This window comes from Ligilactobacillus araffinosus DSM 20653, assembly GCF_001435375.1.
In the GTDB taxonomy this organism is placed as follows: domain Bacteria; phylum Bacillota; class Bacilli; order Lactobacillales; family Lactobacillaceae; genus Ligilactobacillus; species Ligilactobacillus araffinosus.
Map to the genome: position 1 here is coordinate 1 of NZ_AYYZ01000006.1, position 24,279 is coordinate 24,279.

Genomic DNA, 24,279 nt, shown 5'->3' on the forward strand with positions numbered 1-24,279 from the left:
TACGACCAAAACCATTAATACCTACTTTTGTAGTCATATTAATATTCCTCCTAAAAAGGTAAATTTGAATGATGTAAACATCATCCTTAACACGCTTTTAATTATACCTCTTTGTTAAAAAATTTAAAAAGAAAAACGCTTTGAATTTCGAAAACAAATTTAGACCATAATTCATATATATAGGAAGAAAAAATAAAACCAAAACATTTCACTTTTGTGGAGTTTCACACTTGTAATATATTACATGTGTGATATAATAATGAACGTAGGGATGTGATAGAGATGAAAATCGATATTAAAGGTTACCTCGATCACCAAGATTTAACGATCTACCGAGTAGCTAAAATATCGGGCTACGGTTACACAACTCTACACAAGTCATTTAATAAGGAGCAATCAAAGGCAACGTCGATGAATCTTCGTGACTTAGATGCGCTAGCACAGGCGCAGCACAAGATGATGTGGGAGGTTCTCAAGGAGTTGGAAGAAGGTTACTTACAGAATGACGAAGAAAATGACGAATAGTAAGGTTTTGTAACCGCGGAAAGTCTTGGTTGAGTCACTTTAGGTTTGTGTATCAGTCGGACTTTTTTGTTAGAAAATCTCACTGACAGAATATGATAAGAAAGAATTTTTGGAGGGATAGACTATGGCTAACATGGGACCATTTGATAATATGGATGATATTTTTAACGAATTAATGGGTGGCATGAACGGGTTTAATTCAGAAAACAAACGTTATTTAATTAACGGCCGGGAAGTCACTCCTGAAGAATTTGCAGAATACCGGAAGACCGGCAAATTACCAAAGGGGGTTAATGCTCAACAAGGTAAAATGGCTGGCAAGGGTAAAAAAGATGGCATTCTTGAAAAATTAGGTCGGAATTTAACGCAAGAAGCTCGCGATGGTAAGCTTGATCCAGTTATTGGTAGAAATAAGGAAATTCAAGAGACTGCTGAAATTTTATCACGGCGGACAAAGAATAACCCAGTTTTAGTCGGTGACGCTGGAGTTGGGAAGACGGCGGTTGTTGAAGGCTTAGCTCAAGCAATCGTCAATGGCGATGTTCCCGCAGCAATCAAGAATAAGGAAATTATCAGCATTGATATTTCAGGTCTTGAAGCTGGAACACAATTTCGGGGCAGTTTTGAAGAAAATATTCAAAACTTAATCAAGGAAGTTAAAGAACGTGGTAACGTGATCTTATTCTTTGACGAAATTCACCAAATCTTAGGTGCCGGCGGAATGGGTGACGGCAGCGGTTCAAAGGGAATGGCTGACATCTTGAAACCAGCATTGTCACGTGGCGAAATCACAGTTATTGGGGCAACAACTCAAGACGAATACCATAACACGATTATGAAGAATGCAGCATTGGCACGGCGGTTCAACGAAGTGACGGTGAACGCACCATCTGCTGAAGATACATTCAAGATCTTGCAAGGGATTCGACCATTATATGAAAAACACCATAACGTTGAATTACCTGACAAGGTTTTAAAGGCTGCCGTGGATTATTCAATTCAATACATTCCGCAACGTAGCTTACCAGATAAGGCAATCGACCTGATCGATATGACTGCTGCTCACTTGGCAGCTCAACATCCGGTAACTGACGTGAAGGAAATCGAAAAGGAAATTGCTGCTCAAAAAGAAAAGCAAGAAAAGGCCGCTGAAAAGGAAGACTATGAAGCAGCTTTGAATGCTAAGACGAAGATCAAAGAGTTGCAAAAACAAATTGATAATCACGCTGAAGAACAAAAGGTAACCGCAACGGTTAATGATGTGGCCGAAGCAGTTGAACGGTTGACTGGAATTCCGGTTTCAAAGATGGGCGCAAGCGATATTGAACGCTTAAAGGAAATTGGAACCCGGTTGAAAGGCAAGGTAATTGGTCAAGACGAAGCGGTCGACGCAGTTGCACGGGCAATTCGGCGGAACCGGGCTGGTTTTGACGAAGGCAACCGACCAATCGGAAGCTTTTTATTCGTTGGACCGACTGGGGTCGGAAAGACGGAATTGGCTAAACAATTAGCCTTGGACATGTTCGGTTCAAAGGACGCTATCATTCGGTTGGATATGTCAGAATATTCAGACCGGACGGCGGTATCAAAATTGATCGGAACATCTGCTGGATACGTTGGCTACGATGATAATAATAACACTTTAACGGAACGCGTACGGCGGAATCCATACTCAATCATCCTGCTTGATGAAATTGAAAAGGCTGATCCGCAAGTGATTACGTTATTACTTCAAGTGTTAGACGATGGTCGCTTGACAGACGGTCAAGGAAACACCGTTAATTTCAAAAATACCGTAATTATTGCAACTTCAAATGCTGGATTCGGAAACGAAGAACCAAACGGCGATGAAAAGAAGGACGAAGACATTATGAAACGGATTGCTCCATACTTCCGTCCAGAATTTTTGAACCGGTTCAATGCCGTAATCGAATTCTCACATTTGACAAAGGACGACTTGAAGAAGATTGTTAACTTAATGCTTGACGAAGTTAACCAAACATTAGCTAAGAAGAACATTGACTTAACGGTTTCAGACAAGGCAAAGGATTACCTGATTGAACAAGGCTATGATGAAGCAATGGGTGCTCGTCCATTACGGCGCGTAATTGAACAACAGATTCGTGATAAGGTAACTGATTTCTACTTGGACAACCCCGATGTTAAACACTTAGCTGCTGACATGAAGGATGGTCAGTTAGTAATCAGTGAACGGTCAGCTGAAAAAGCTGGCGATTCAAAAGAAAAAGATTCAAAGGCAGAATCATCAAAGAACGGTGATGAAAAAGCTTAATAATTAAGAGTGAGAATAGCAGTGTCAGAAATGATACTGCTATTTTTTTGTTCCGAATTCTCAAATTGAATCTGTTATAATGAAAAACAGATATATTTCAGAAAGGAAATCTTAAAATGGCGAAAATCAAGATTTCAGTGCCTGATGAACTGGTAAAAAAGTATGATTTGCATAACGATGATGATTTTAAAATTACGGCGCGAAATGGCGAAATTCGGTTAAAAAAGAAAAATCATGATAGTAACAAGCGGCAATTTAATGTGATTGGAATTTTAATTGCTTCGATTTTAACGAGCATTGCTTTCTGGATCTTCATTAACGCGGTGCATTTGCACCAGGTCCCGCTGGTTGGAACAAATTCAATTGCTAGTGGACTGATCGTTTTTGGCGGACTGTCTGGGATGATTCTATTTAGTGCGTATTTCATTTCAAACCGGAAAAAGATCACGGTTGCGTATTCGGCAAAAACATTTTGGCGGACATTTCCAGTCATTGTAATTTCATTTGTGCTGATTTTATCCTTGACATTAATGGGGATTGCGTGGGGCTTAAGTCGCTTATTTACCGGAATTACCTTTGGCCACGTGGTCGCAATGATGCTGTTTTTTGTCTTTGTAACGGCAATTAATTACATCATGGTCCGGATTGGATTGGCAGTTAATTATGGAATGTTAACAACGATCATGATTTTAGTAATTACCAGTGGAGCGGTTATGTCGATGGCATCCAATGGCCGTAATTGGTGGCAACACAATCTCAGTTTTTTAGGAACAAAACATGCTAATAATAGCTGGCAATTTAACTTAACGCTGGTCTTCTCGTCGTTGTTGATGGTTGCACTGGTTGATTATATTTTTGTTTCATTGCGAGCAGTTGTGAAAAATACATGGCGGACAATTACTTTACGGATTATTTTAACCATTACAGCTCTTGATGTTGGCGCAGTCGGATTATTCCCAAATAACGCTAATTTTCACGTTTTACACGATAAGGTTGCGGGTTATTTGGTTTACTTGATCATTATTTTAATTGTTGGAATTCGCTGGTTATTACCGGAAGTCGGCAAACGGTTCTTAGCATTGTCATACGGAATGTGCGTTGGCCTGGTAATTATTGATTTAATGTTCAAACCATTGCATATCATTTCACTAACTGCCTTTGAACTGATTGCGTTCATCTTGGCATTTGGCTGGATTCTGATTCTATTTGATACAATGATTGGAATCGTTGAAGACGAAGATGACAAGTATGATGTCAAAATTGAAATTGATGAGCAGGTGAAGAAGAATGCTGATTAATCAAATCGCCAGCGTTTTAAGAATCATTGCGTTTATTAACCTTTTTGGCTGGATGCTGTATTTGGGAGTGGTAATAAACGCCCAGTCAAAAGCTGTGAAGGTGGGGCTAAAGTGCAAGCACTGTGGTCAAGAGTTTTTAAAAACGAAAAAAGAGATTGAAAAATTCCAATACCAGTTAGTTGATAACCAACTAGCATATCAGTGCGAATGCCCGCATTGTCATCAAACAGAATGGCAAACGGCTGTTCAACATCACCCGGGAAATGACCAGGAAATGATGGCAAAGGCTAGCCAAAAAATGTGGCAGCGAGCATTATGGATCGCGATTTTGCCAGCCATCTTTGCGGTGCTGCTACCAATCATTTTGATTGGCTATGCACCGCTGTTGGTGATGGTGTTAGTAATTAAAAAGGTTCGAAAGTAACTTGGAAAGCAAGGAGTAAGTTAGTTGAAAAGGAAGAGTAGGCAATGGCTCACGATTTTGATCGTGGCCTTTTTAGGAATAGTTGGCTTGAATTTGGGGCACGTTCATGCCGATGATTATAAAATCGATCAAATGGATGTCGATGTTATAATTTTATCAAATGGGGATGCTGAAGTGACCCGTTCGGTTTCGTATGATTTTGAAAATGACTTTCATGGTGTTTACTATCGTCAGGGATTACCGAACAAAGGGGCATCAGATGTCAGCGTTGATTTGGATTATAATGATGACAATTCAACCCCTCACCATCTGAACGTTCCAATTAATAACTCTGGTAAAAATAATACCTGTAAGGTTGTTCAAAATAATAATTTTTTAAAATTCAGGGTTTATCATGAAGTCTCAGATGATGACCTTACAGTTACTTATCACTATATAATTCATGGGGCAGTGACGAATTATAAAGATGCTGCTCGATTGAATTGGAAAGTAATTGGTAATCATTGGGATGTCCCGTTGCATAATGTAACGATCAGTATTTGGCTTCCAGGAAAGCTTCCTCGAAAATGGGCAGCAAATTATGTATGGTATCATGGCCCAATGTTTGACTATCGGGCAATGGTTGATTCGGATTTCAACGGAGTACGGATTCAAAATACAAAGGTTCCTGAAAATGATTTTGTTGAAGCTGATATGTTGATTCCGCTAAGTTTGATGAAGGATAATCCAAACAAGAAAGATTCATTCATAATAAAAAAAGTTGTTAAACAGGAAAAGAAAATTAGTCAAAATGAGGCGTTTCGAAAATACGGCGGATTGTATGGAATTCCGTTATTAATGGCCTTGTTTATGATTGGCGAGATTATTTTCTTAAACTGGAAAGGACGGAAAAAGAAAGTTGTTAGTTGGCCGCATTTAAGTCGGATTCCGCATAACTTTGAAATCCCAGCGGTTTCAGTTCCGCTTGCGCAAATGATTTGGCGTAAAGGCGATCGCCCAGATGGAAAAGCTTTTTCAGGATATTTGTTGTCACTGGTTGCTGAACATCGAATTAGTTTTGACGAACAAAATGGAGATTATCGAATCAGTATTCATGATGATGAGTGGATGCAAGATTACTATCAGACGAATACAGCTGATGCAAAGCTGCTTAAGAGTCTATTTGAAGATGTTGGCGATGGAACGTCATTTACTTTAACAGCAATCAAGGATTATGATGATATTAGCAATTTAGCGGAAAAATTCAGTGATTGGCAGCAGGATAAAATCGATCAACTACAAGCGTTAGATGTCTTTAATGAAGATGAAAATAAAATTGAATATAGTTTGCGGTTAACTTTGCTGCATGCAATCGGCATTGCAATTTTAGTTGCATGGGTATTTGAACCGTTTAAAATCGAGTGGGTTACGTTGGCAATCCCAATTGTTGCGCTTGGAATTTATTATTTATATTTTAAATTCTTGAAATGGCGGTTAACGGCTAACGGAAAAGAGCTATACATTAAAGTTGTTGGATTTAAAAAGATGATTGATGACATTACTCATTTTGATACTGCTCAAATGGGGGATTTAACGTTATGGGCGGATGTTTTACCATACGCAACGGCATTTGGAAACGCAAAAGAATTATCACGGAAACTAAGAATTGATTTTGGCGAAGATCTTGGTACGTCAGCATTGTATAATTATTTCTACTTTACAACCATGTACATTGATGTTTTTTCAAGTGCTTTCCATAATGTAAGTGCTAATAGTGGAAGTTCTTGGAGTGCTTTTGATGCTTGGGGCGATTCCTTTGGTGGAGGCAGTTCCGGCGGCTTCGGCGGTGGCTCTGGTGGCGGAGCGTTTTAACGAAAAAATTGGATTTCATTTCGAAATCCAATCTTTTTTATGTCAATGAGATTATTTAATAACTTCCAACACTTCTTCTAATGGCTGACGGGTCTTTTTTGGTTGTTCCTGATCACGGTAGCCGAGACCAAGCATCACTGAAACGCCGAATTTGTCTGGATCGATGATCCCTTTATCAGCTAAATATTTATCGACTTTTGCCCGGTTAAAGCCTTCAATTGGACAAATGTCGATTCCAAGTTCAGCGGCAACCGTCATCATGTTGGTCAGTGGAATGTAAGTTTGTTTGCTTGCCCAGTCAAATAATGCCCGGTCGTTGTTCAAATCAAAGTCGTTTTCTTGGAAACTCTTGAATTTTTCACTGCGGGGAGAGTGGATATCAAAATTAACGCCCATTACATCTTCAACCATGTGTTCAACATGCGGGCTGGTGATTGTGACGTTTTTGCGCGCAAGGATGATTACAAAATGGCTTGCACCGTTCAGACTGTTGACAGCACCCCAGCAGATTTTTTTCAGGTCTTCTTTGATTTTAGGGTTTTCAATCAAAAGGAATTTCCATGGTTCATAGCCAAAGGAGCTTGGTGATAACCGGCCGGCTTCAATGATTGTTTGCCAGTCTGGGTCACTAATTTTTTTATTCAGATTGAACTTTTTGGTTGCATACCGCCGGTGAAAAACATCAATAATGTGTTGGCGTTCTTCTTGCGTACTCATAATAATCACCTCACTTACTTTTTGTTAGAATCATTTTACCATACTGAATTGCTGGTGAATGCAAAAAAACTGCGAATAAATTTTTAAAATTTGCTAACGGGATTTCCGAAAAATCCGCTTTCTTACTTACCATATCTAGTGATTGGACAAATCATGACCCCCAAAATGTAGCTTTATTTTTTGAGAAAATCGGCGTATGATTAAGAGTGCTTGTTAATGGAATCGAAGAATCGAAAACAAGAAAATCAAGGGAGACAATGAACCCGGAAGAAAGGATGCATCTATCATTTTGATTACACTTTCAGGAATTATTGGGTCTGGTAAATCAAGTTTAACGGAAATTTTATCAGATGAATTAGGGACTAAGGCATTTTACGAACCAGTAAAGGATAATCCAGTATTACCGCTTTTTTATAAGGGAAACGAAATTGCCGCTAAGAAACGGGCAGCTGGCGATGAAGAAGCAACTAATCCATATGCATATTTGTTGCAAACATTCTTCTTGAATCGGCGGTTTGCAATGATCAAACAAGCAATGCAAGAGGATAATAATATTCTCGACCGTTCAATTTATGAAGACGAAATCTTTATGCGGATGAATACTGAAATGGGCAACGCAACGGAAGTAGAATACGATATTTATAAGAGCTTGCTTGCGAACATGATGGAAGAACTTCCATTTGCTTCCCACAAAAAATCACCGGACTTGATGATTACGATCAAGGTTTCATATGATACGATGCTCAAACGGATTGAAAAGCGCGGCCGGGAATATGAATTGGTTGAAAACGATCCATCATTGGTTGACTACTATCACCGGTTACTTAAGCAATATGATATTTGGCGTGACGAATATGATGCATCACCAATGTTAGTGATCGATGGTGACAAGTATGACTTTGTTACGAACATGGAAGACCGGGTCGAAGTCTTAGAAATGATCGAAAACAAGTTAGTTGAACTTGGTAATTTAACGACAGAAAAGGCTGCTGAATTGAAAGAAAAGCATAAGATTTTGCTGGATGAAGAATAGAAGGTGCGACAAAGCATTCAAAATGAGTGTGGGGGAAGCAGAAAAGCGAACGAATCGCGCCAGCGTAGATTCGGAGGTTTTCGAACTTCCACGCAGCCTGTTTGTTTTGGAACCCGATTATGCGAATATGATAAAGAGGTTGGGAATTTACTCAACCTCTTTTACTATATTTAAATAAATGAAAACCTTTACTTGAAAACTCAATATGATAAAGTTATCATAAAAATAGATAAGCGGATGGGAGTGTTGGTCATGACATTAGGCTATAAAAATATTTTAGTTGGAATCGACGGCTCAAAGGGATCAGAAATTGCATTGATGGATGCGTTGAACATTGCTAAGCGAAATGATGCTCATCTTGATGTTTTATGGGTACTGGACATGAATTCGTTGGAATATGGTAATGCAGGGATTACCCTTGATGGTGAACGCATTTATAAAGAAGAACAAGAATGTGAACAATACATCAATGATTTGAAAGAACACCTGATCGAAGAAGGGTTGCCCAAGGACAAGGTTTCCGTTCACCTGCGGTTCGGAAATCCTAAAACCGTTATTGTTGAAGACTTCCAACCAGAATATAAGAACGATTTGATTATTGTTGGTGAAACTGGGAAGAACTTCTTTAAGCGGATCATTGTTGGTTCTGTCGCATCATACGTAATGCGAACCGCTAAATGTGATGTGATGATCGCGCATACACCAGCGTCAGCTGCAAAGGCAATTGAAAATGATATGGAAGATATCAGTAACGAATAATAAAAAGATGAGACCCTAGTCAAAGAGGACGTGAAGAGATCACGTTCTCTTTTTAATATCTACAATTAAAATTGTTAATGAATTTTGTCATCTCTTTTTAGAGTGCTATAATTTCACATGTACATTTTATTATTGAAGGGAATTTTAATTCGTGGAATCATCATCGAAAACGAAAAAAATCGGATTGGCGACCCTAGTAATGATGATTATTTCATCAATCTACGGGTTTGCCAACACGCCCCGGGCATTTATGCAAATGGGGTACGCAAGTATTATTTGGTACATTTTAGCTGCCTTGGTATTTTTCTTACCGGTCAGTTTGATGTTGGCCGAATACGGATCATCTTTTAAAGAAGCAAAAGGCGGAATTTATTCATGGCTTGAAGGATCAATCGGTGAAAAATGGGCCTTTGTTGGAACTTTTATTTGGTTGGCAGCCTGGATTGTTTGGCTTGTTCAGACAGCTTCAAGTTTTTGCATCCCATTATCATCTGTTGTATTTGGAAAAGATACAACTTCAACATGGCATCTTTTTGGTTTAACTCCAATCGAGACATTGGGAGTAATTGGGATTGTAGTTGTAATTGTTGTAACCTTTTTCTCGTCTCACGGAATGGATGCGATTGCTAAAGTTTCAACGGTTGGAGGAGCTTTTAATATTGCTGTTAATGGTTTGTTTTTGATTATTAGTGTGTTAATTTTAATTTTCAATCATGGCCATTTAGCACAACCAATCAGTGGAGCAAGTTCGTTTATTCATTCACCTAATTCACAATTTACAACGCCGATTGCAATGATTTCATTCATTGTATATGCAATCTTTGCATATGGCGGAATGGAGACCATGGGCGGAATTATGGATAGCTTGGATAAACCTGAAAAAACATTTCCACGTGGAATTTTAATTGCAACTGCGATTATCGCCATCGGATATGCATTAACGATCTTTATGTGGGGTTTTAGTACGAATTGGCGTCACGTTTTTGGTGGCGGTCAAGTAACTCTTGGAAATGTTACTTATGTCTTGATGGGGAACTTAGGGGTTGCGTTTGGAAATGCAATTGGCGTTTCACACCATACAGCACTGCTTTTTGGAAGTTTAATGACACGCTTTACAGGATTTAGCATTTTACTTGCGGTCGTTGGGAGTTTCTTTATTATGACTTACTCACCGATTAAGTCATTTATTATGGGATCAGATCCAGAATTGTGGCCAGCGAAAATTACTAAATTGAACAAAGCAGGAATGCCGGCATTTGCGATGTGGATCCAAGCAATCGTGGTTTGTGTCTTTATCTTCTTTATTTCATTTGGGGGTTCAGCTGCAAGCAAGTTCTTTACGATTTTGACAAACATGTCAAACGTATCAACAACGTTCCCATACTTATTCTTAGTTGGGGCCTTCCCATTCTTTAAGAAGTTGAAGGACATTGACCGTCCATTTGAATTCTTTAAGAATAAGTTCTGGACAAACTTGATCGTTGCATTGTGCTTGATCGTTCTTTCAGGTGGGATTTTGTTTACGATTATTCAACCAATTCTTGTTCATCAATACAGTACCGCATTTTGGACAGCAATCGGACCGATCTTCTTTGGGGCCGTTGCGTTGATTTTTTATGAAGTTTCAAGTCGAAAACGGGAAAAGAAAAATTAGAAAATAGATGAAAGAAAAACGGTTATGGCTTTTAAACCATAACCGTTTTTTACTATTGGTTTTCTTTTTGCTTTTTCCGTGCTTTGATTTTGCGAATAATGTACTGGACAGCAATCGTTAACAACGAGCAGAACGTACTTAAAACGATAAAATCAAAGATTAATAAAATGATCAGTTCCAGCGACATTTGCGGGTGGTGAATAAATTTTTGGACCGTAAATGCAAGGCAGGCAATTAATAACAGGGTATCAGCAATGAAAATCAGAATCAAATTGCGTTTAAGATGTTTCATTATTGCACCTGCTTTTTATTCGCTGCCGACGATGCTGCGGACTTGGGTTCCGAGGTTTTCCCAGAATTGATATGCATCATCTTTAAAGTCATCTTCAAAGGTTTCAAATCCTTTTCGGGGAACGAGTTCACCAACCCGTTCGCTTTGGACGCCGCGCACCCACATTTTTTTATCTTGAACATCCCACAAAACGGTCCAGTAGGATTCTTCAAGCGCTTCATTAAAAAGATCTTGCGTTCCTGAAAGAACCGTGTCACGTAAGACTCCTTCTTCGGTTGCATTTGGATATCCGTGGGCTTTAAGCCAAGATAACTTAGCGATGGCCTCAGGATAATCGTCAGGAATCATTGTAAACATAAAATATCCCTCCTCTAGAACATCTGGTTTCATTTTACAAAAAAATCTTAAAGAGTAAAAGATTATATGGTAAGCTAAAATCAATTGGAAAACGATTTCAATAATTACAAGGAGGTTTTCTGATGAATTTTAAAATGATTGCAACGGATATTGATGGAACATTAGTGACGGACGACAAGCGCATTATGCCGCGGACTGTTACCGCCCTTAAAGAAGCTCGAAAACGTGGAATTTATATTGTGTTGTGCAGCGGGCGACCGGTTTCGGGAATTCAAGATTATTTAGCAGAATTAGGCTTAACTGGAAATGCCGATTATGCAATCACATTCAACGGTGCACAGGCAATGAATATTGGCAAGCGCAAAGTTGTATTTGAAAATGGATTGACCGATTTAGAGTGTATCGATTTTATTAAGATGGCGGTTAATTTAGGAATCAAAAATCAGGTGGTCACATTAAATTCTGAAATTTATGTTACGGATCAAGATATTAGTAAATATTCAGTTGAAGATGCATTTTATACTCATATGCCATTGAAATATCGCCAACTTAAAAATTTACCGACGGGAATGGATGCAGCCAAGTTTATGTGGGTCGACCAAGCAGAAAAAATTACGGCGCAGCTTGATCAGATTCCTGAAGAACTTTATCAAAAATACGCAATTGTCAGAAGTGCACCGTGGTTTTTGGAGTTCAACAATTTAAATGCAACGAAAGGACATGCGGTTTTGGAACTTGCAGCTCATCTCGATATTGAACCGGATGAAATCATGGTTGCAGGAGATGAAAATAACGACCTTTCAATGTTGGAGCAAATTCCGTTTAGCGTTGCGATGGGGAATGGCAATCAACATGTTAAAGAGGTCGCATCAGTAATTACAGAAGATAATAACCATGATGGCTTAGGATTAGCGGTTGAAAAGTATGTATTGAATCAATAATTGAAATCGACGGGGATTTAAATCTCAGTCGATTTTTGATTGATTCTGAATAAAAGACTAATAAAATTGAATGAATTTGACCGAATGTGATTGAATTTGATTATTAATAATGCTAAACTATTGATGTGGAGGGAATGAAAATGCTTGCAGAAGAACGGCAACAAATGATTTTGGAGATGCTGAAAGCCAATCAATTTGTTAAGGTTCAAGAAATTTGCAGTCAGACACATGGGTCAGAATCATCAGTCCGGCGAGATTTACAGACGCTTGAAGAAAAAGGACTGTTGGAACGAGTCCACGGTGGGGCAAAAATAAATTATACTTTGCAAAATGAGCCTGATATGTTTGGCAAAGCGTCTCAGCATCCGCATGCTAAAGAGCTGATTGGTAAACAAGCAGCGCAGCATGTTAAACCCGAAGATGTGATTTTCCTTGATGCTGGAACGACGACCCTTGCAATGGTTGACTATTTACCGCAAGATCAAGGCATCACGGTGGTAACGAACGGAATTTTGCATGCTTCAGCTTTAGCGGAGCGACACATCAAAACGATTATGGTTGGTGGCCTTTTAAAAGAGACCACTAAAGCAATTGTGGGGGTCGATGCATTGAATCAGTTAAGCAAACTGCGGTTTAATAAGGCATTTCTTGGAATTAATGGGGTTGATCAGGATGGCTATACAACGCCGGATCCGGATGAAGCTGCAATCAAAGAATTTGCATTAACTAAATCACAGGTAACATTTGTCCTTGCTGATTCATCGAAATTTAACAAGGTATCCTTTGTGAACGTTGCTCCATTAAATGCCGCAACGATCATTGTTGAAAAACTTTCCGCAAAGCTGCTTCATTCATTTAAGAGTCAAACGAGGATTGAGGAGGTTCAAGAATGATTTACACAGTTACGGTTAATCCGTCAATTGATTACATCGTTCAGTTACAAAATTTAACGCTTGGCGAAGTCAACCGGATGGATTACGATAACATGCTTCCTGGCGGTAAGGGAATCAACGTTTCGCGGATTCTTCAAGAACTTGGTCATAAAAGTGTTGCTTGGGGTTTCTTAGGTGGCTTTACTGGTAACTTTGTTGAAGACGCATTAAAGAAGGTCGGTTTGAAGTCCGATTTCACTTCAATTAAAGGCAATACTCGGATCAACGTTAAGATCAAGGCCCAAGAAGAGACCGAAATTAACGGTAAAGGACCGCAATTATCGGCTGACGAACTTGATCAGTTCAAAGCGAAATTTGATAATTTAACGGCGGATGACACGGTTGTTTTTGCCGGCAGTTTACTTCCAGGCTTAGGTGATGATTTTTACTTTGATCTAATTAGGATCATTCGTTCAAAAGGCGCCCAATTTGTAATTGATACAACTGGTGACAGTTTGTTGAAGACATTATCAGAACATCCATTAGTTGTGAAACCTAATAACCATGAGTTAGCTGAAATGTTTCACGTGAAATTCAACGGGATGGATGACATCGTTAAGTATGCCAAGAAATTGCTTGAAATGGGTGCCCAACACGTATTGATTTCAATGGCAGGTGATGGCGGCTTAATGGTTACGAAAGACAAGGTTTACCGCTCATTAGCACCAAAGGGAACGGTTATTAATTCTGTTGGGGCCGGAGATTCAATGCTTGCTGGTTTCACCGGAACGTTTGCTGAAACCAAGGATCCGGTTGAAGCATTCCGGTATGGTCTTGCGAGCGGATCAGCCACCGCATTTTCTGAAGATTTAGCAATCCGTGCCAAAATCGATGAAATTTTGCCACAGATCAAAATTACAGAATATTAATTAAAGGAGGGAAAACATCATGGATATTCGCAAGCTATTGATGAAGGATATCATGATCATGAACCTGAAAGCCACAACCAAGGCTGGGGTCATTGATGAAATGGTTCATCACTACTATGAAAAGGGAATCATCAATGATGAAGAACTTTACAAAAAAGATATTTTAAAGCGTGAAGAAGAAGGCTCAACCGGAATGGGCGATGGCATTGCCATTCCGCACGCTCACGATAAAGCGGTTAACAAACCAGCTGTAATGTTTGCACGCAGTGTTAAAGGGGTCGACTATGACTCAATGGATGGACAACCAGCCCACCTCTTTTTCATGATTGCTGCGCCTGAAGGTGGCGACAACACCCACTTGCAAGCTTTAGCTGCATTATCACAAGTTTTGATGAATCCGGACGTTGTTGCAGCATTGAAAAAAGCTGATACTCCGGATAAAGTTCAAAATATTTTTGCCAAGGCCGTTGCTGAAAAGGAAGCTGAAAACAAGGCTGAAGAAGAAGCCGAAAAACAAGCTCCGGCTTCAAGCGATAAGCCATATATCGTTGGGGTAACAGCATGCCCAAACGGAATTGCACACACTTACATGGCTGAAGAAAACTTGAAGAAGACGGCCAAGAAGATGGGCGTTGATATCAAGATCGAAACAAATGGTTCAGAAGGGGTTAAACATGAATTAACCGCTGATGAAATTAAGCGTGCCAAAGGGGTTATTATTGCAGCCGACAAGAAGGTTAAGATGGCCCGATTTGATGGCAAGCACTTAGTTAATAAGCCAGTTACTGCCGGAATCAAAGAACCGGAAGCATTGATTCAAGAAATCTTGGATGAAAAAGCTTCAGTCTTCCATGCAACTGGTGATGAAGGTGAAACCGCCGAAGAATCATCAAACGGCGGCGTATGGGCTAATATCTACAAGCAGTTAATGAACGGAATTTCTCATATGTTACCGTTCGTTATCGGCGGTGGGATCTTAATGGCCCTTTCATTTGTGGTTGAAAACTACATGGGCGGAAGCCACAGCTTGGCATTCAAGTTCTTAAATAATGCTGGGAACATGGCCTTTGCTTTCATGGTTCCGGTTCTTGCCGGATACATTGCTGAAGCGATCGGTGATCAACCAGCCTTGATGCCAGGGTTCGTCGGTGGTTTTATGGCAATGGTCTACAAGGGTTCATTTGGTGGCGTTTACCAAGCCAACTTCCATGCTAATGCCGGTGCATGTGCTGGATTCTTAGGCGGAATCGCAGCCGGATTTATTGCCGGGTACATTATGGTTGGTTTGAAGAAGCTATTTGCGAAGTTACCAAAATCAGTTGAAGGAATGAAACCAATGCTGATTTACCCAATTCTTGGGTTACTGTTGATTGCTTTGATCATGTTCTTCATCATCAACCCAATCTTCTCAGGTATTAACTTGGTAATTACTCACTTCTTGAACAGCATGGGGACCGGGAACCTTGTTCTATTGACCATGATCCTTGCAGGAATGATGTCAATCGATATGGGTGGTCCATTCAATAAAGCAGCTTATGTTTTCGCTTCAGGTGCATTTGCTAACGACCCCCACTCAACGACTGCTGCCATTTTAATGGCGGCTGTCATGGTTGGAGGAATGGTTCCACCATTTGCAACGGCGATTGGAACTGTCTTGTTCAAGAACAAGTTCACTAAGCAAGAACGTCAAGCAGGGGTAACCAACTGGGTTCTTGGATTCTCATTCATTACTGAAGGGGCAATTCCATTTGCAACGGCCGATCCATTGCATGTTATTCCATCATGTATCATTGGATCAGCAGTTGGTGGCGGAATCGTTGGCTTAATGAAGATCGGTGTTCCGGCTCCGCACGGTGGTTTATGGGTAACTCCATTAGCAACCAACTGGTGGGCATACATCTTAGCAACCGTTGTTGGTTCGATTATTGCGGGAATTATCATGGGCTTGATCAAAAAGAAAGTTTCAGAAGATCCATATGAATAAGAAGGGGCAGCAAAACAGTACGAGGTTAGTTTGAAAAGCGAATCATAGGTTCAGAGAGTTTTGAACTTCCAAGTAATTTGTTTGTTTTAGAACCTGATTATGTAAAAAGCGTATAAAAAGAGGATGTGACTTGGCGGTCACATCCTCTTTTTGTATTCGGCTAAATGAACTCATTAATTCCAGCCAAATAAACTTTTAATCCAATCAATAAAACGTTCAAACCAGTTCTTAGCTTGTTGAGCGGCAGCCTGACCTTGTTTGCTGTTCATCCAGTTTTTAGCTTTATTCATCAAATTCCCGGTTGAATTTTTAACGTTTTGAATCGTGTTATTAACATTTTTAGTGTAAGATTTATCAGCTGAAATTGGTGAATTTTGGAAATTGATCAACGCATTGGTAATCTGTTCCTTTTGGTTATTCGTTGTTTGGTTTGCAATTCCATGTTCAGCTAAAGCTTTATTTAACATGGCTTGAATATCTTGCTTGGTTGCAAGGTCTTGACCGTTATTTTGTTGCTTTTGTTGTGAAATTTGTTTTGAAACTTCACCAACGGCAGCCATTAACTGGCCAGGATACTTCGTATTGTTCTTGTTGGCATCGATCGCTGATTGGGTCGCATTCAGCATTTGGTTAGCACTAGCAGTGTTTTGGGTATTCAATTGAATTCCGTTAGCAGCAAGGGCTTCGTAAACGCCGGTTAAAGCTGATTCCCCAGAAACGGGCCGGTTGGCAGTTACAACGATTGTGACATCAGTAACCCCGGCCATTTGAGCAACCATGGCATATTGCTGGGCCGTTACTTCGGTAATGTTGTTATCGCCTTGGTAGTTTTTGATGTTGACCTTGACCCCTGAACCAGGATCACTTGGAGCGATTGCAACAGAACTGATCATTGCGGCATTTGTCGTGTTAGATGACCCGTTGGCAATGTACTTATTATAGTCAGCAGCCGTTGCGGTCAGTTCCTTAAATGACGAGTCAACACCAAAGATCTTGTTTAATTGTGAGCGGACTTCGTTTGAAGTCCCGGCCCCATAAACAACGTATGCTGAGCTTAAAGTTTTATTATTATTTGATTGACTGTTGGTGTTCGTGTTTGAGTCAGTTTGTTCGGTTTGCGCAGCTTGAATTTGGTTAAGAAGCGTTGGCGCAGTTCCCATTAAGGTAATTGCCGCACTGGCAGTTACAATTGTTTTCCAGATAGTTTTCTTCTTCATTGCGCATCTCCTTTCAAATATAGTTTGATTTTATCACTTTTTGATATTAAATGGACGAATTTTGAAGACCGTTTCAAGAATAAAAATAATACAAGGAACGAAAGATGTTTAACACAATATATAGAAATTTTATTTGATTAAAACACAATATGTATGTATAATGGGAGGCGTTGTTAAAAAACAGAAAGGAAGTTGATTCGATGTTTAGTCGTTATAAGGATGTGCTGACGCACTTACCAGAATATTCAAAAAATATTTTTCGAAAGGGATATTTTAAATGGTTGATCGACCAATGCCGAGGTTGGGGCTGGTTCAGTTACGGTCTTTTGATTTTTAATTTTATTTTACAAGTCGGATCAATGATTCAATCATTTAGTGCCCACCCAATAACTTCAATCATTGCGTTTATTGGCGGGAACCTTTCAGTTGCGTGTGTTATCGGGATTTCAAACCGCTCAGGAATCCAAGGGTGGGCAGGATTGACGAGTGCAATTTGCATTGCAACAACCGCCTTCATTGCGCATAATTATGCTAATGCGTGGGAACAGATCGGTTACATTTTATTCCTTGATATTTTCTGCATCTTAGATCCGAAATGGAATGATGATATTAAAGCCGAAAAATTTGATAGTTGGTTTGACTGGATTAAATACGGAATCTTTTTCTTGATTGCATGGGCTGTTTTGCACTATATTTTCAGTTTAACTAATGACCCGCGGGTCTTCCTTGATAGTATGAGTTTAGCGATGTCAGTTACTGGATCACTACTTGAACTTAACCGGAAGCGGGAACAGTATTTTGTTTGGACGTTATCATCAGTGATTACGATTGCATTGTGGATCCAGACGATGCTTCAAGGCGCCGGCAACTTTGCGCTGATCTTCAGTTATTCAATTTTCTTCTTGAATGATATGTATGCTTTCTTTAGTCGTAAAGGTTGGTTCCGGACAGAAAAAGTCCGCGAAAGTTAATTATAAAAATTTATTAAGTTCAATGACAAACAGGTTAATGAATTGTATACTAAGGACAATTAATGACTCATAACCAAGAAGAAGCTCCGATCATTCGGGGCTTTTTCTTGTAGTTCAGGGCTTTTGGCCGGGAGATTCTGAAGGAATTCCAGAATGTGGTAAAATACTTAATGAAAGTTTATAGCTAATTTTAGATTATGAATTAAAACGAGGGAAATTATGGAAAAGCGAAAGTCAAAAAAACTTTGGCGAATCCCGGGATTTATGCAAGACAGGCGGATGCGGCTGATCGCATTATTTATTCTCGGACTAGCAATTGTAAGTGATGGACTAGCATTTTTTATAAGTCCAATCGTTGGGATAATTGTTTTAGTTTTGGCAATTGTCACAATGGCGGTTGCATATACAATGTTGCAACACTTACAGGAAGAAACAAGTGAATATATTTCAGATCTGTCTTACCGGCTGAAACGTGGCGGTCAGGACAGTTTGATTCGAATGCCGATTGGAACGATCTTTTTTAATGATAAGTATGAGATCGAATGGATCAACCCATACATGCAGCGGTATTTCGGCAAAGAGGATGTTTTGGGTAAGAAGATTAGCGACTTGGATGAAGATCTTGCTACGATTTTACAGGATCACTATGATGATAAGGAGCGCCACCGAATCCACTGGCATGACCATGATTTTGATTTACTGATTCAAAAAGACATCGGCGTGGCTTATATGATGGATATTACCCATTACGTTGAGATTCAACGCCAGTATGATGATTCACACGTTATGATCGGGCAAATTTTCCTGGACAATTATGATGAAATTTCAAAGGCCATGAGCGATAAGGATATTTCAAACTTGAGTAATTTTGTTACCAGTGCCCTTTCAGACTGGGCCAAGAAGTTTGGAATGTTTTTGAAACGTGTTGATGAAGATCATTACGTTATGATCGGATATACGGGAACACTGCGGAAACTTGAACAGCAAAAATTCTCGATTCTTGATAAAATTCGGGAACGGACTTTTAAGAGCAATTCACCGATCACATTGAGTATCGGGATTGCATATGGTGAAGACGACTTAAACGAATTGACCGAATTATCGCAGTCCAACTTGGACCTTGCCCTTGGGCGGGGCGGTGACCAGGTCGTTGTCCGGGAATCTGATGGCGAAGCCCGTTTTTATGGCGGAAAGACGAACCCGATGGCCAAACGGACACGGGTTCGGGCACGGGTGATTTCCCAAGCCTTAAGCGAATTGCTGAAGCAATCTGATCAAGTCTTTGTAATGGGTCATAAACGGCCAGATATGGATGCGATTGGGGCTTGTCTAGGAATTCGCCGGATCGCAGCAATGAATGGGAAGAAATGCTGGATCATTTTGAACCAGGACAACATTCACTCGGATGTTCGGCGGCTGGTCGATGAGCTTGGAAAGTATCCTGAAATCAAGGATAGTATTATTTCACCGGCTGAGTCGTTAGAAAAAATTACTCCAAGCAGCCTGCTTGTTTTGGCGGACCATTCAAAGCCGTCAATTTCAATCAGTCAAGAACTGTATGATCAGCTTTCAAACCGGGTCGTAATCATTGACCATCACCGGCGGGGGGAAGAATTCCCTGAAAATCCAATCTTGGTATACATTGAACCGTATGCCAGTTCAACATGCGAGTTGATCGCTGAAATGTTTGAATATCAATCACGGGATAGTGAACCAATCAATTCGTTGGAAGCAACGGCGATGCTGACAGGAATTATTGTTGATACGCAATCGTTCTCTCAAGGAACTGGGACACGAACCTTTGATGCTGCAAGTTATTTGCGGTCAATGGGGGCTGATCTGACAATGGCTCGGCACTTTATGAAGGAAAGTGAATCAAGCTACATGCAGCGGAATCACCTGATCGACCGGACGGAATTTATTGATAATGTTGCGTTATGTGTTGGTGAAGATGATCAAATTTACGATTCGGTAATTGCTGCTCAAGCTGCCGATTCACTTTTGCAAGTCAGCGGGATTCAAGCAACGTTTGCAATTACTCGGCGTGACGAACACACCATCGGAATTTCGGCTCGCAGTGATGGGACGATCAATGTCCAGGTCATCATGGAAGAATTGGGCGGTGGCGGTCACCTTGCAAACGCTGCAACCCAAATCAAAGACATTAGTGTGCTCGATGCACGTGAAAAGGTGCTTGAAATTCTGAATAAGGATGAAGAACCTCAATCTGAAACGGAAGACTAGGAGGAATCACAATGAAGGTAATTTTTACACAAGATGTTCGCGGTAAAGGAAAACGCGGTGAAGTTAAAAACATGGCAGACGGTTACGCCAATTTTTTAATTAAAAGCGGAAAAGCCAAACAAGCGGATGCAGCCGCAATGAGTCAATTACGGGCGCAACAAAAAGCAGAAGCCAAAAAGGAAGCTGAAATTTTGGCTGAAGCCAAGAAACTGAAAGAAAAGCTTGAATCAGGAAAGTGTGTTGTTGAACTGCAGGCTAAAGCGGGTGAAGACGGTCGTTTATTCGGTTCAGTCACTTCAAAACAAATTTCTCAAGCATTACAAAAGCAATATGATATTAAGATTGATAAGCGTAAGATGGAACTTGCCCAACCGATTCGGTCAATGGGCTACGTCAATGTTCCTGTTAAGCTCCACAATGAAGTTTCAGCTAAGATTCGGGTTCACATTGCTGAACAGTAAAAAAGCTTTGAAATTGAATTATAAGGAGGTTGTGACGCGGGTCACGCCTTCTTTTTTATTTGAATGAAATAGATTGGCGCGAAATCAATTTTGCGTTATGATTTTGATGATAACTTCTTAAAAAGAAAGGAAACAGTTCGGTGGATAATAATTCAGAAATCGAAAATGTGATGCCGCATGATGCTCAGGCAGAACAGGCGGTTTTAGGATCAATTTTTCTTGATGAAAATGCATTGGCTGAAGCAATTGAGTTTGTTACTCCTGATGACTTCTATAATCGTGCAAACCAAGTGATTTTTAAAGCAATGATTGCCGTGGATGATGCCGGCGACAAGATTGATCCGTTAACGGTCTCAAATGAATTAAAACGATCAAATCAGTTTGAAGATGCTGGCGGGGCAGTGTATCTTGATGAATTGTTGAGCAACATTCCATCAAGCAGCCATGTGCGAGAGTATGCCAAGATCGTTCAGGGAAAAGCAGCTTTACGACGATTGATCAATACAGCCAATAACATTAAAACTGAAGCTCAAAACGGTGATGAAGAAGTCGACGATATTTTAGCAAGTGCTGAACGGCAGATCATGGACGTTTCTGAAAATCGAAATAGCGCCGGCTTTAAGCCCATTAGTCAGGTTTTGGATCAGGCGTTGGTTAAGGTGCAGGATCTTGCTCAAAGTGATGATGAGATTACTGGCCTTTCAACGGGGTACTATGATTTTGACAAGATGATTTCCGGCCTGCAACCAGATAATTTGATTATTCTTGCTGCTCGTCCGGCCGTCGGAAAAACGGCGTTTGCTTTGAATATCGCCCAAAATGTCGGAAAGGCATCAAATACTAACGTTGCGATCTTCTCCCTTGAAATGAGTGCCGAATCCTTGGTTAACCGGATGATTTGTGCGGAAGGCGGAATCAGTGCCAATCATTTACGGGATGGAAATCTTGAAGGTAATGAATGGAATGATTTGACGGTCGCAATCGGAACGTTAGCGAACACTAACATTTTTATTGATGATACTCCCGGAATCAAAATGTCAGAGATTCGGGCAAAGTGCCGGCGGTTGGCCAAGGAACAGGGTGGCATTGGTTTTATCGTTGTCGATTACCTGCAGCTGATTGAAGGTTCAAATAAGGAAAGCCGGCAACAAGAAGTTTCTGAAATTTCCCGGCAGTTAAAGAAGCTGGCGAAGGAATTAAATGTCCCGATTTTAGCGCTGTCACAGCTTTCTCGTGGCGTTGAACAGCGGCAGGATAAACGACCAGTATTGTCAGATATTCGGGAATCAGGATCAATCGAACAGGATGCAGATATCGTGGCGTTCTTGTACCGGGATGATTATTATGAACGAGCGGATGCCGGCGACGACGATGAAGCTGATTCATCGGCAGAAGATAATGATCCAGATGCAGGTGAAGTTGAATTAATCATCGAAAAGAACCGGGCCGGAGCGCGGGGAACAGTTAAATTGCTGTTCATTAAGTCACATAATAAATTTGCAAACCTTTCCGCTCGGCAAGAAATGGCATAGTTAATTTATATCTTAATTATAATCAAACTGAAAGCTTATCATTAATCGTTGAATGATAGGCTTTTTATGTTTTCACGCTAATTTTCAAATGAATAATTTTGAGATAAATTGAATGCTGAATATTGATAGACCGGCATTTTACCAAATATTAATAAAAACTAAGAAATTTTTTTTGCCAAAAATTTTTTACCAGGGGCAAATAGGCAGAATTACGCTGATAACTCTGTCAAGTAAAATTTTTTAAGCAATTTTAGGGCTTTTTTTTTAGAAAAAACCGCGCTAAAATAAATCAAGTAGTGATCAAAACAAACAAACGTTCGTAGTGTGGGGGCTTTGAAAGTGACGATTTCAAGTAAAATGTCAACGGAAGAATTGGTGAAGGAAGTTATGAACCAAAACCATGTCAGCTACCAAGAAGCAATCTCAATTCTATTACAGTTGACGGAAAAATAGTGCAAGGGGCTGGACGGATGACGGTCCTTTTTTTGTACCCTCAGCAATCAAAAAATACTGGATCATGATTTTGCACAATCCTGTGATTAGGTTATAATATGGAATTAGATTTACATACGGAGGGAACGCAATGAGATACTCTGGTGAAACCGTTGATGCGGCTTTAAGCAAAGGCTTAGCAGATTTAGGGGTTGGCCGTGATCAAGTTGAAGTGACTGTTATAAGTGAAGGACGCAAGGGCTTTTTAGGAATTGGAAAAAAGCCAGCAGAAGTTGAGATCATGGTTCTTGAATCTGATGATCAGATTGATGATCAATATTCAAATCAATTAGAAGATGAAATTACGGCCGAAATTCATGAAAGCGAAGATGAACCGGCAGAAGATTCACCTAAGGATGAAACTGCTAAGGAAGACGAATCAGTTGATGATGCCGTTCAAGCCGTTGGCAATTACCTAGATGACATTATCAGTCAGTTAGGAATCAATACTGAGATCTCGGTGACAGTTGATCAACGCAACGTGTATTTTGACTTTGATACCGATCAGCAAGGATTATTGATCGGCAAGCATGGCCGGACGTTGAATGCTTTGCAAATTTTGGCTCAGGCTTGTTTTGATAAGCAAGTCAAACGGCGTTACCGATTGATTCTTGATGTCGGTGATTACCGTGAGCGACGACGCGAAGAATTACAGCGGATCGCGGCCGATTTAGCAGAGCGGGCAATTGTTGAACGGCGGGCGTTTAAGTTAGGCCCAATGCCAGCAATGGAACGCAAGATCGTACACAAGACCCTTGCTTCAAATAAACATGTTAAGGCGAAATCGCATGGAAACGATCCATATCGTTACATTGTGATCGCACCCAAATTCAAATAGATGATTTATAGGGGTTAATTCAAATATTGGAGTATAATTTGGAGGATTTATCATGTTAGATCATAAACCATACCACCTTGAAGATGAATTGTGTTTTGCAATTTATTCAGCTCAAAAAAGTTATAATAAATTTTACAGTGAAGCATTACGTCGATTTGGTTTAACTTACCCACAATACATTACGATGTTGGTTTTGTGGGAAGAACGGCGGCCGATGATGATTAAGGAAATTGGTAAACGGTTGAATCTTGATACTGGGACCTTAACTCCGTTGTTAAAACGGTTAGAGCATAATGGTTGGATTACACGGACACGTTCAGGGGTTGATGGGCGCCGGGTCTACTTGGAGTTGACCCCAATGGCAAAGGAAAAGGAAAAAAATGTCAAGGAAGCAGTTTCTTACTCGTTTAGATTAATCGATATGAATTCGGAAGAATATAAGACGAGTGTAGGGTTGCTGCATCGTATTGCGAAAAAATTGGATGATTTGAACAATACTCTTGAAACTCATTAGATATAATGTAATTAAAAAAGCTGCGATTTTGATATGCACCCCAAATCTTGGACAAAATAAATCCAGGATTTGGGGTGTTTT

Annotated in this window: 22 protein-coding genes; 18 read left to right on the plus strand and 4 right to left on the minus strand. The window is 40.1% G+C overall.

What is annotated here, in order from left to right:
• Positions 1-282 precede the first annotated feature (282 nt).
• The 5 genes from FC64_RS01190 (at position 283) to FC64_RS01210 (ending at position 6,391) form a co-directional block, all read left to right on the plus strand.
• Positions 283-525: a hypothetical protein gene (locus FC64_RS01190; protein WP_057906176.1), complete on the plus strand. Its 243-nt coding sequence runs from the start codon at positions 283-285 to the stop codon at positions 523-525.
• Between the two features lie 124 nt (positions 526-649).
• Positions 650-2,818, plus strand: coding sequence for an AAA family ATPase (locus tag FC64_RS01195; protein ID WP_081035596.1), 2,169 nt, complete (start codon positions 650-652; stop codon positions 2,816-2,818).
• A 116-nt stretch (positions 2,819-2,934) separates the two neighbouring features.
• A complete protein-coding gene (locus FC64_RS01200; protein ID WP_057906177.1) occupies positions 2,935-4,116 on the plus strand; it encodes a hypothetical protein in 1,182 nt (393 codons plus the stop codon).
• Complete coding sequence (locus FC64_RS01205; protein WP_057906178.1) at positions 4,106-4,540, plus strand: hypothetical protein; 435 nt, start codon at positions 4,106-4,108, stop codon at positions 4,538-4,540. Before FC64_RS01200 ends, FC64_RS01205 begins: the two co-directional genes overlap by 11 nt.
• 24 nt (positions 4,541-4,564) lie before the next feature.
• Positions 4,565-6,391 carry a DUF2207 domain-containing protein gene (locus tag FC64_RS01210; RefSeq protein ID WP_202987230.1) on the plus strand — a complete coding sequence of 609 codons (1,827 nt, stop codon included), beginning with the start codon at positions 4,565-4,567 and terminating at the stop codon, positions 6,389-6,391.
• Positions 6,392-6,442: 51 nt separating this feature from the next.
• Here the strand turns inward: FC64_RS01210 and FC64_RS01215 are convergent, their stop codons facing one another.
• Positions 6,443-7,108 (minus strand): NAD(P)H-dependent oxidoreductase, encoded by a 666-nt coding sequence (locus FC64_RS01215; RefSeq protein WP_057906180.1) that lies wholly within the window; start codon positions 7,106-7,108, stop codon positions 6,443-6,445.
• 289 nt (positions 7,109-7,397) lie between these two features.
• Here FC64_RS01215 and FC64_RS01220 point away from each other — a divergent pair, with 289 nt between their 5' ends.
• The 3 genes from FC64_RS01220 (at position 7,398) to yjeM (ending at position 10,554) form a co-directional block, all read left to right on the plus strand.
• Positions 7,398-8,141, plus strand: a complete 744-nt coding sequence (locus FC64_RS01220) for a deoxynucleoside kinase (RefSeq protein ID WP_057906181.1) — start codon at positions 7,398-7,400, stop codon at positions 8,139-8,141.
• Positions 8,142-8,393: 252 nt separating this feature from the next.
• Positions 8,394-8,900 carry a universal stress protein gene (locus FC64_RS01230; RefSeq protein ID WP_057906183.1) on the plus strand — a complete coding sequence of 169 codons (507 nt, stop codon included), beginning with the start codon at positions 8,394-8,396 and terminating at the stop codon, positions 8,898-8,900.
• Positions 8,901-9,051: 151 nt separating this feature from the next.
• Positions 9,052-10,554, plus strand: a complete 1,503-nt coding sequence (gene yjeM / locus FC64_RS01235; protein ID WP_268888285.1) for a glutamate/gamma-aminobutyrate family transporter YjeM — start codon at positions 9,052-9,054, stop codon at positions 10,552-10,554.
• A 52-nt stretch (positions 10,555-10,606) separates the two neighbouring features.
• On the opposite strand, the gene FC64_RS01240 is transcribed toward yjeM, so the two are convergent.
• Both FC64_RS01240 and FC64_RS01245 read right to left on the minus strand, forming a co-directional pair.
• Positions 10,607-10,846, minus strand: coding sequence for a hypothetical protein (locus FC64_RS01240; protein WP_057906184.1), 240 nt, complete (start codon positions 10,844-10,846; stop codon positions 10,607-10,609).
• A gap of 15 nt (positions 10,847-10,861) precedes the next feature.
• Positions 10,862-11,203: a hypothetical protein gene (locus tag FC64_RS01245; RefSeq protein WP_057906185.1), complete on the minus strand. Its 342-nt coding sequence runs from the start codon at positions 11,201-11,203 to the stop codon at positions 10,862-10,864.
• Positions 11,204-11,325: 122 nt separating this feature from the next.
• On the opposite strand from FC64_RS01245, the gene FC64_RS01250 reads away from it, so the two are divergent.
• From FC64_RS01250 to FC64_RS01265, 4 genes are all read left to right on the plus strand, one after another.
• Positions 11,326-12,144 carry a Cof-type HAD-IIB family hydrolase gene (locus FC64_RS01250; protein WP_057906186.1) on the plus strand — a complete coding sequence of 273 codons (819 nt, stop codon included), beginning with the start codon at positions 11,326-11,328 and terminating at the stop codon, positions 12,142-12,144.
• Positions 12,145-12,284: 140 nt separating this feature from the next.
• Positions 12,285-13,037, plus strand: coding sequence for a DeoR/GlpR family DNA-binding transcription regulator (locus tag FC64_RS01255; RefSeq protein ID WP_338033948.1), 753 nt, complete (start codon positions 12,285-12,287; stop codon positions 13,035-13,037).
• On the plus strand, positions 13,034-13,945 hold the full coding sequence (gene pfkB / locus FC64_RS01260) for a 1-phosphofructokinase (RefSeq protein WP_057906188.1): 912 nt from the start codon (positions 13,034-13,036) through the stop codon (positions 13,943-13,945). Before FC64_RS01255 ends, pfkB begins: the two co-directional genes overlap by 4 nt.
• 19 nt (positions 13,946-13,964) lie before the next feature.
• A complete protein-coding gene (locus FC64_RS01265; protein WP_057906189.1) occupies positions 13,965-15,929 on the plus strand; it encodes a PTS fructose transporter subunit IIABC in 1,965 nt (654 codons plus the stop codon).
• A gap of 173 nt (positions 15,930-16,102) precedes the next feature.
• Here FC64_RS01265 and FC64_RS01270 read toward each other — a convergent pair whose 3' ends face one another.
• The gene (locus tag FC64_RS01270) at positions 16,103-17,146 is read right to left on the minus strand and encodes a DUF1002 domain-containing protein (RefSeq protein ID WP_057906190.1); all 1,044 of its coding nucleotides are present in this window, start codon (positions 17,144-17,146) and stop codon (positions 16,103-16,105) included.
• 200 nt (positions 17,147-17,346) lie between these two features.
• Here FC64_RS01270 and pnuC point away from each other — a divergent pair, with 200 nt between their 5' ends.
• The 6 genes from pnuC (at position 17,347) to FC64_RS01300 (ending at position 24,198) form a co-directional block, all read left to right on the plus strand.
• Positions 17,347-18,117: a nicotinamide riboside transporter PnuC gene (gene pnuC / locus FC64_RS01275; protein ID WP_057906191.1), complete on the plus strand. Its 771-nt coding sequence runs from the start codon at positions 17,347-17,349 to the stop codon at positions 18,115-18,117.
• A gap of 219 nt (positions 18,118-18,336) precedes the next feature.
• Entirely contained in the window at positions 18,337-20,361 is a 2,025-nt protein-coding gene (locus tag FC64_RS01280; RefSeq protein ID WP_057906192.1) for a DHH family phosphoesterase, read from the plus strand.
• An 11-nt stretch (positions 20,362-20,372) separates the two neighbouring features.
• On the plus strand, positions 20,373-20,822 hold the full coding sequence (gene rplI, locus FC64_RS01285) for a 50S ribosomal protein L9 (RefSeq protein ID WP_057906193.1): 450 nt from the start codon (positions 20,373-20,375) through the stop codon (positions 20,820-20,822).
• A 140-nt stretch (positions 20,823-20,962) separates the two neighbouring features.
• Complete coding sequence (gene dnaB, locus FC64_RS01290; protein ID WP_057906194.1) at positions 20,963-22,354, plus strand: replicative DNA helicase; 1,392 nt, start codon at positions 20,963-20,965, stop codon at positions 22,352-22,354.
• 583 nt (positions 22,355-22,937) lie between these two features.
• Entirely contained in the window at positions 22,938-23,684 is a 747-nt protein-coding gene (gene jag / locus FC64_RS01295) for an RNA-binding cell elongation regulator Jag/EloR (RefSeq protein WP_057906195.1), read from the plus strand.
• A 52-nt stretch (positions 23,685-23,736) separates the two neighbouring features.
• Positions 23,737-24,198 carry a MarR family winged helix-turn-helix transcriptional regulator gene (locus FC64_RS01300; protein WP_057906196.1) on the plus strand — a complete coding sequence of 154 codons (462 nt, stop codon included), beginning with the start codon at positions 23,737-23,739 and terminating at the stop codon, positions 24,196-24,198.
• Positions 24,199-24,279 lie beyond the last annotated feature (81 nt).

Bases quoted from the DNA above. Each gene is read 5' to 3' on its own strand.
- FC64_RS01255 (WP_338033948.1), top strand. From the start codon at position 12,285: ATGCTTGCAGAAGAACGGCAACAAATGATTTTGGAGATGCTGAAAGCC.
- FC64_RS01190 (WP_057906176.1), top strand. From the start codon at position 283: ATGAAAATCGATATTAAAGGTTACCTCGATCACCAAGATTTAACGATC.
- FC64_RS01270 (WP_057906190.1), bottom strand. From the start codon at position 17,146: ATGAAGAAGAAAACTATCTGGAAAACAATTGTAACTGCCAGTGCGGCA.
- FC64_RS01280 (WP_057906192.1), top strand. From the start codon at position 18,337: ATGGAAAAGCGAAAGTCAAAAAAACTTTGGCGAATCCCGGGATTTATG.
- rplI (WP_057906193.1), top strand. From the start codon at position 20,373: ATGAAGGTAATTTTTACACAAGATGTTCGCGGTAAAGGAAAACGCGGT.
- jag (WP_057906195.1), top strand. From the start codon at position 22,938: ATGAGATACTCTGGTGAAACCGTTGATGCGGCTTTAAGCAAAGGCTTA.
- FC64_RS01240 (WP_057906184.1), bottom strand. From the start codon at position 10,846: ATGAAACATCTTAAACGCAATTTGATTCTGATTTTCATTGCTGATACC.
- FC64_RS01300 (WP_057906196.1), top strand. From the start codon at position 23,737: ATGTTAGATCATAAACCATACCACCTTGAAGATGAATTGTGTTTTGCA.
- pfkB (WP_057906188.1), top strand. From the start codon at position 13,034: ATGATTTACACAGTTACGGTTAATCCGTCAATTGATTACATCGTTCAG.
- FC64_RS01230 (WP_057906183.1), top strand. From the start codon at position 8,394: ATGACATTAGGCTATAAAAATATTTTAGTTGGAATCGACGGCTCAAAG.
- FC64_RS01250 (WP_057906186.1), top strand. From the start codon at position 11,326: ATGAATTTTAAAATGATTGCAACGGATATTGATGGAACATTAGTGACG.
- pnuC (WP_057906191.1), top strand. From the start codon at position 17,347: ATGTTTAGTCGTTATAAGGATGTGCTGACGCACTTACCAGAATATTCA.
- FC64_RS01265 (WP_057906189.1), top strand. From the start codon at position 13,965: ATGGATATTCGCAAGCTATTGATGAAGGATATCATGATCATGAACCTG.
- FC64_RS01215 (WP_057906180.1), bottom strand. From the start codon at position 7,108: ATGAGTACGCAAGAAGAACGCCAACACATTATTGATGTTTTTCACCGG.
- FC64_RS01195 (WP_081035596.1), top strand. From the start codon at position 650: ATGGCTAACATGGGACCATTTGATAATATGGATGATATTTTTAACGAA.
- FC64_RS01205 (WP_057906178.1), top strand. From the start codon at position 4,106: ATGCTGATTAATCAAATCGCCAGCGTTTTAAGAATCATTGCGTTTATT.
- FC64_RS01245 (WP_057906185.1), bottom strand. From the start codon at position 11,203: ATGTTTACAATGATTCCTGACGATTATCCTGAGGCCATCGCTAAGTTA.
- FC64_RS01200 (WP_057906177.1), top strand. From the start codon at position 2,935: ATGGCGAAAATCAAGATTTCAGTGCCTGATGAACTGGTAAAAAAGTAT.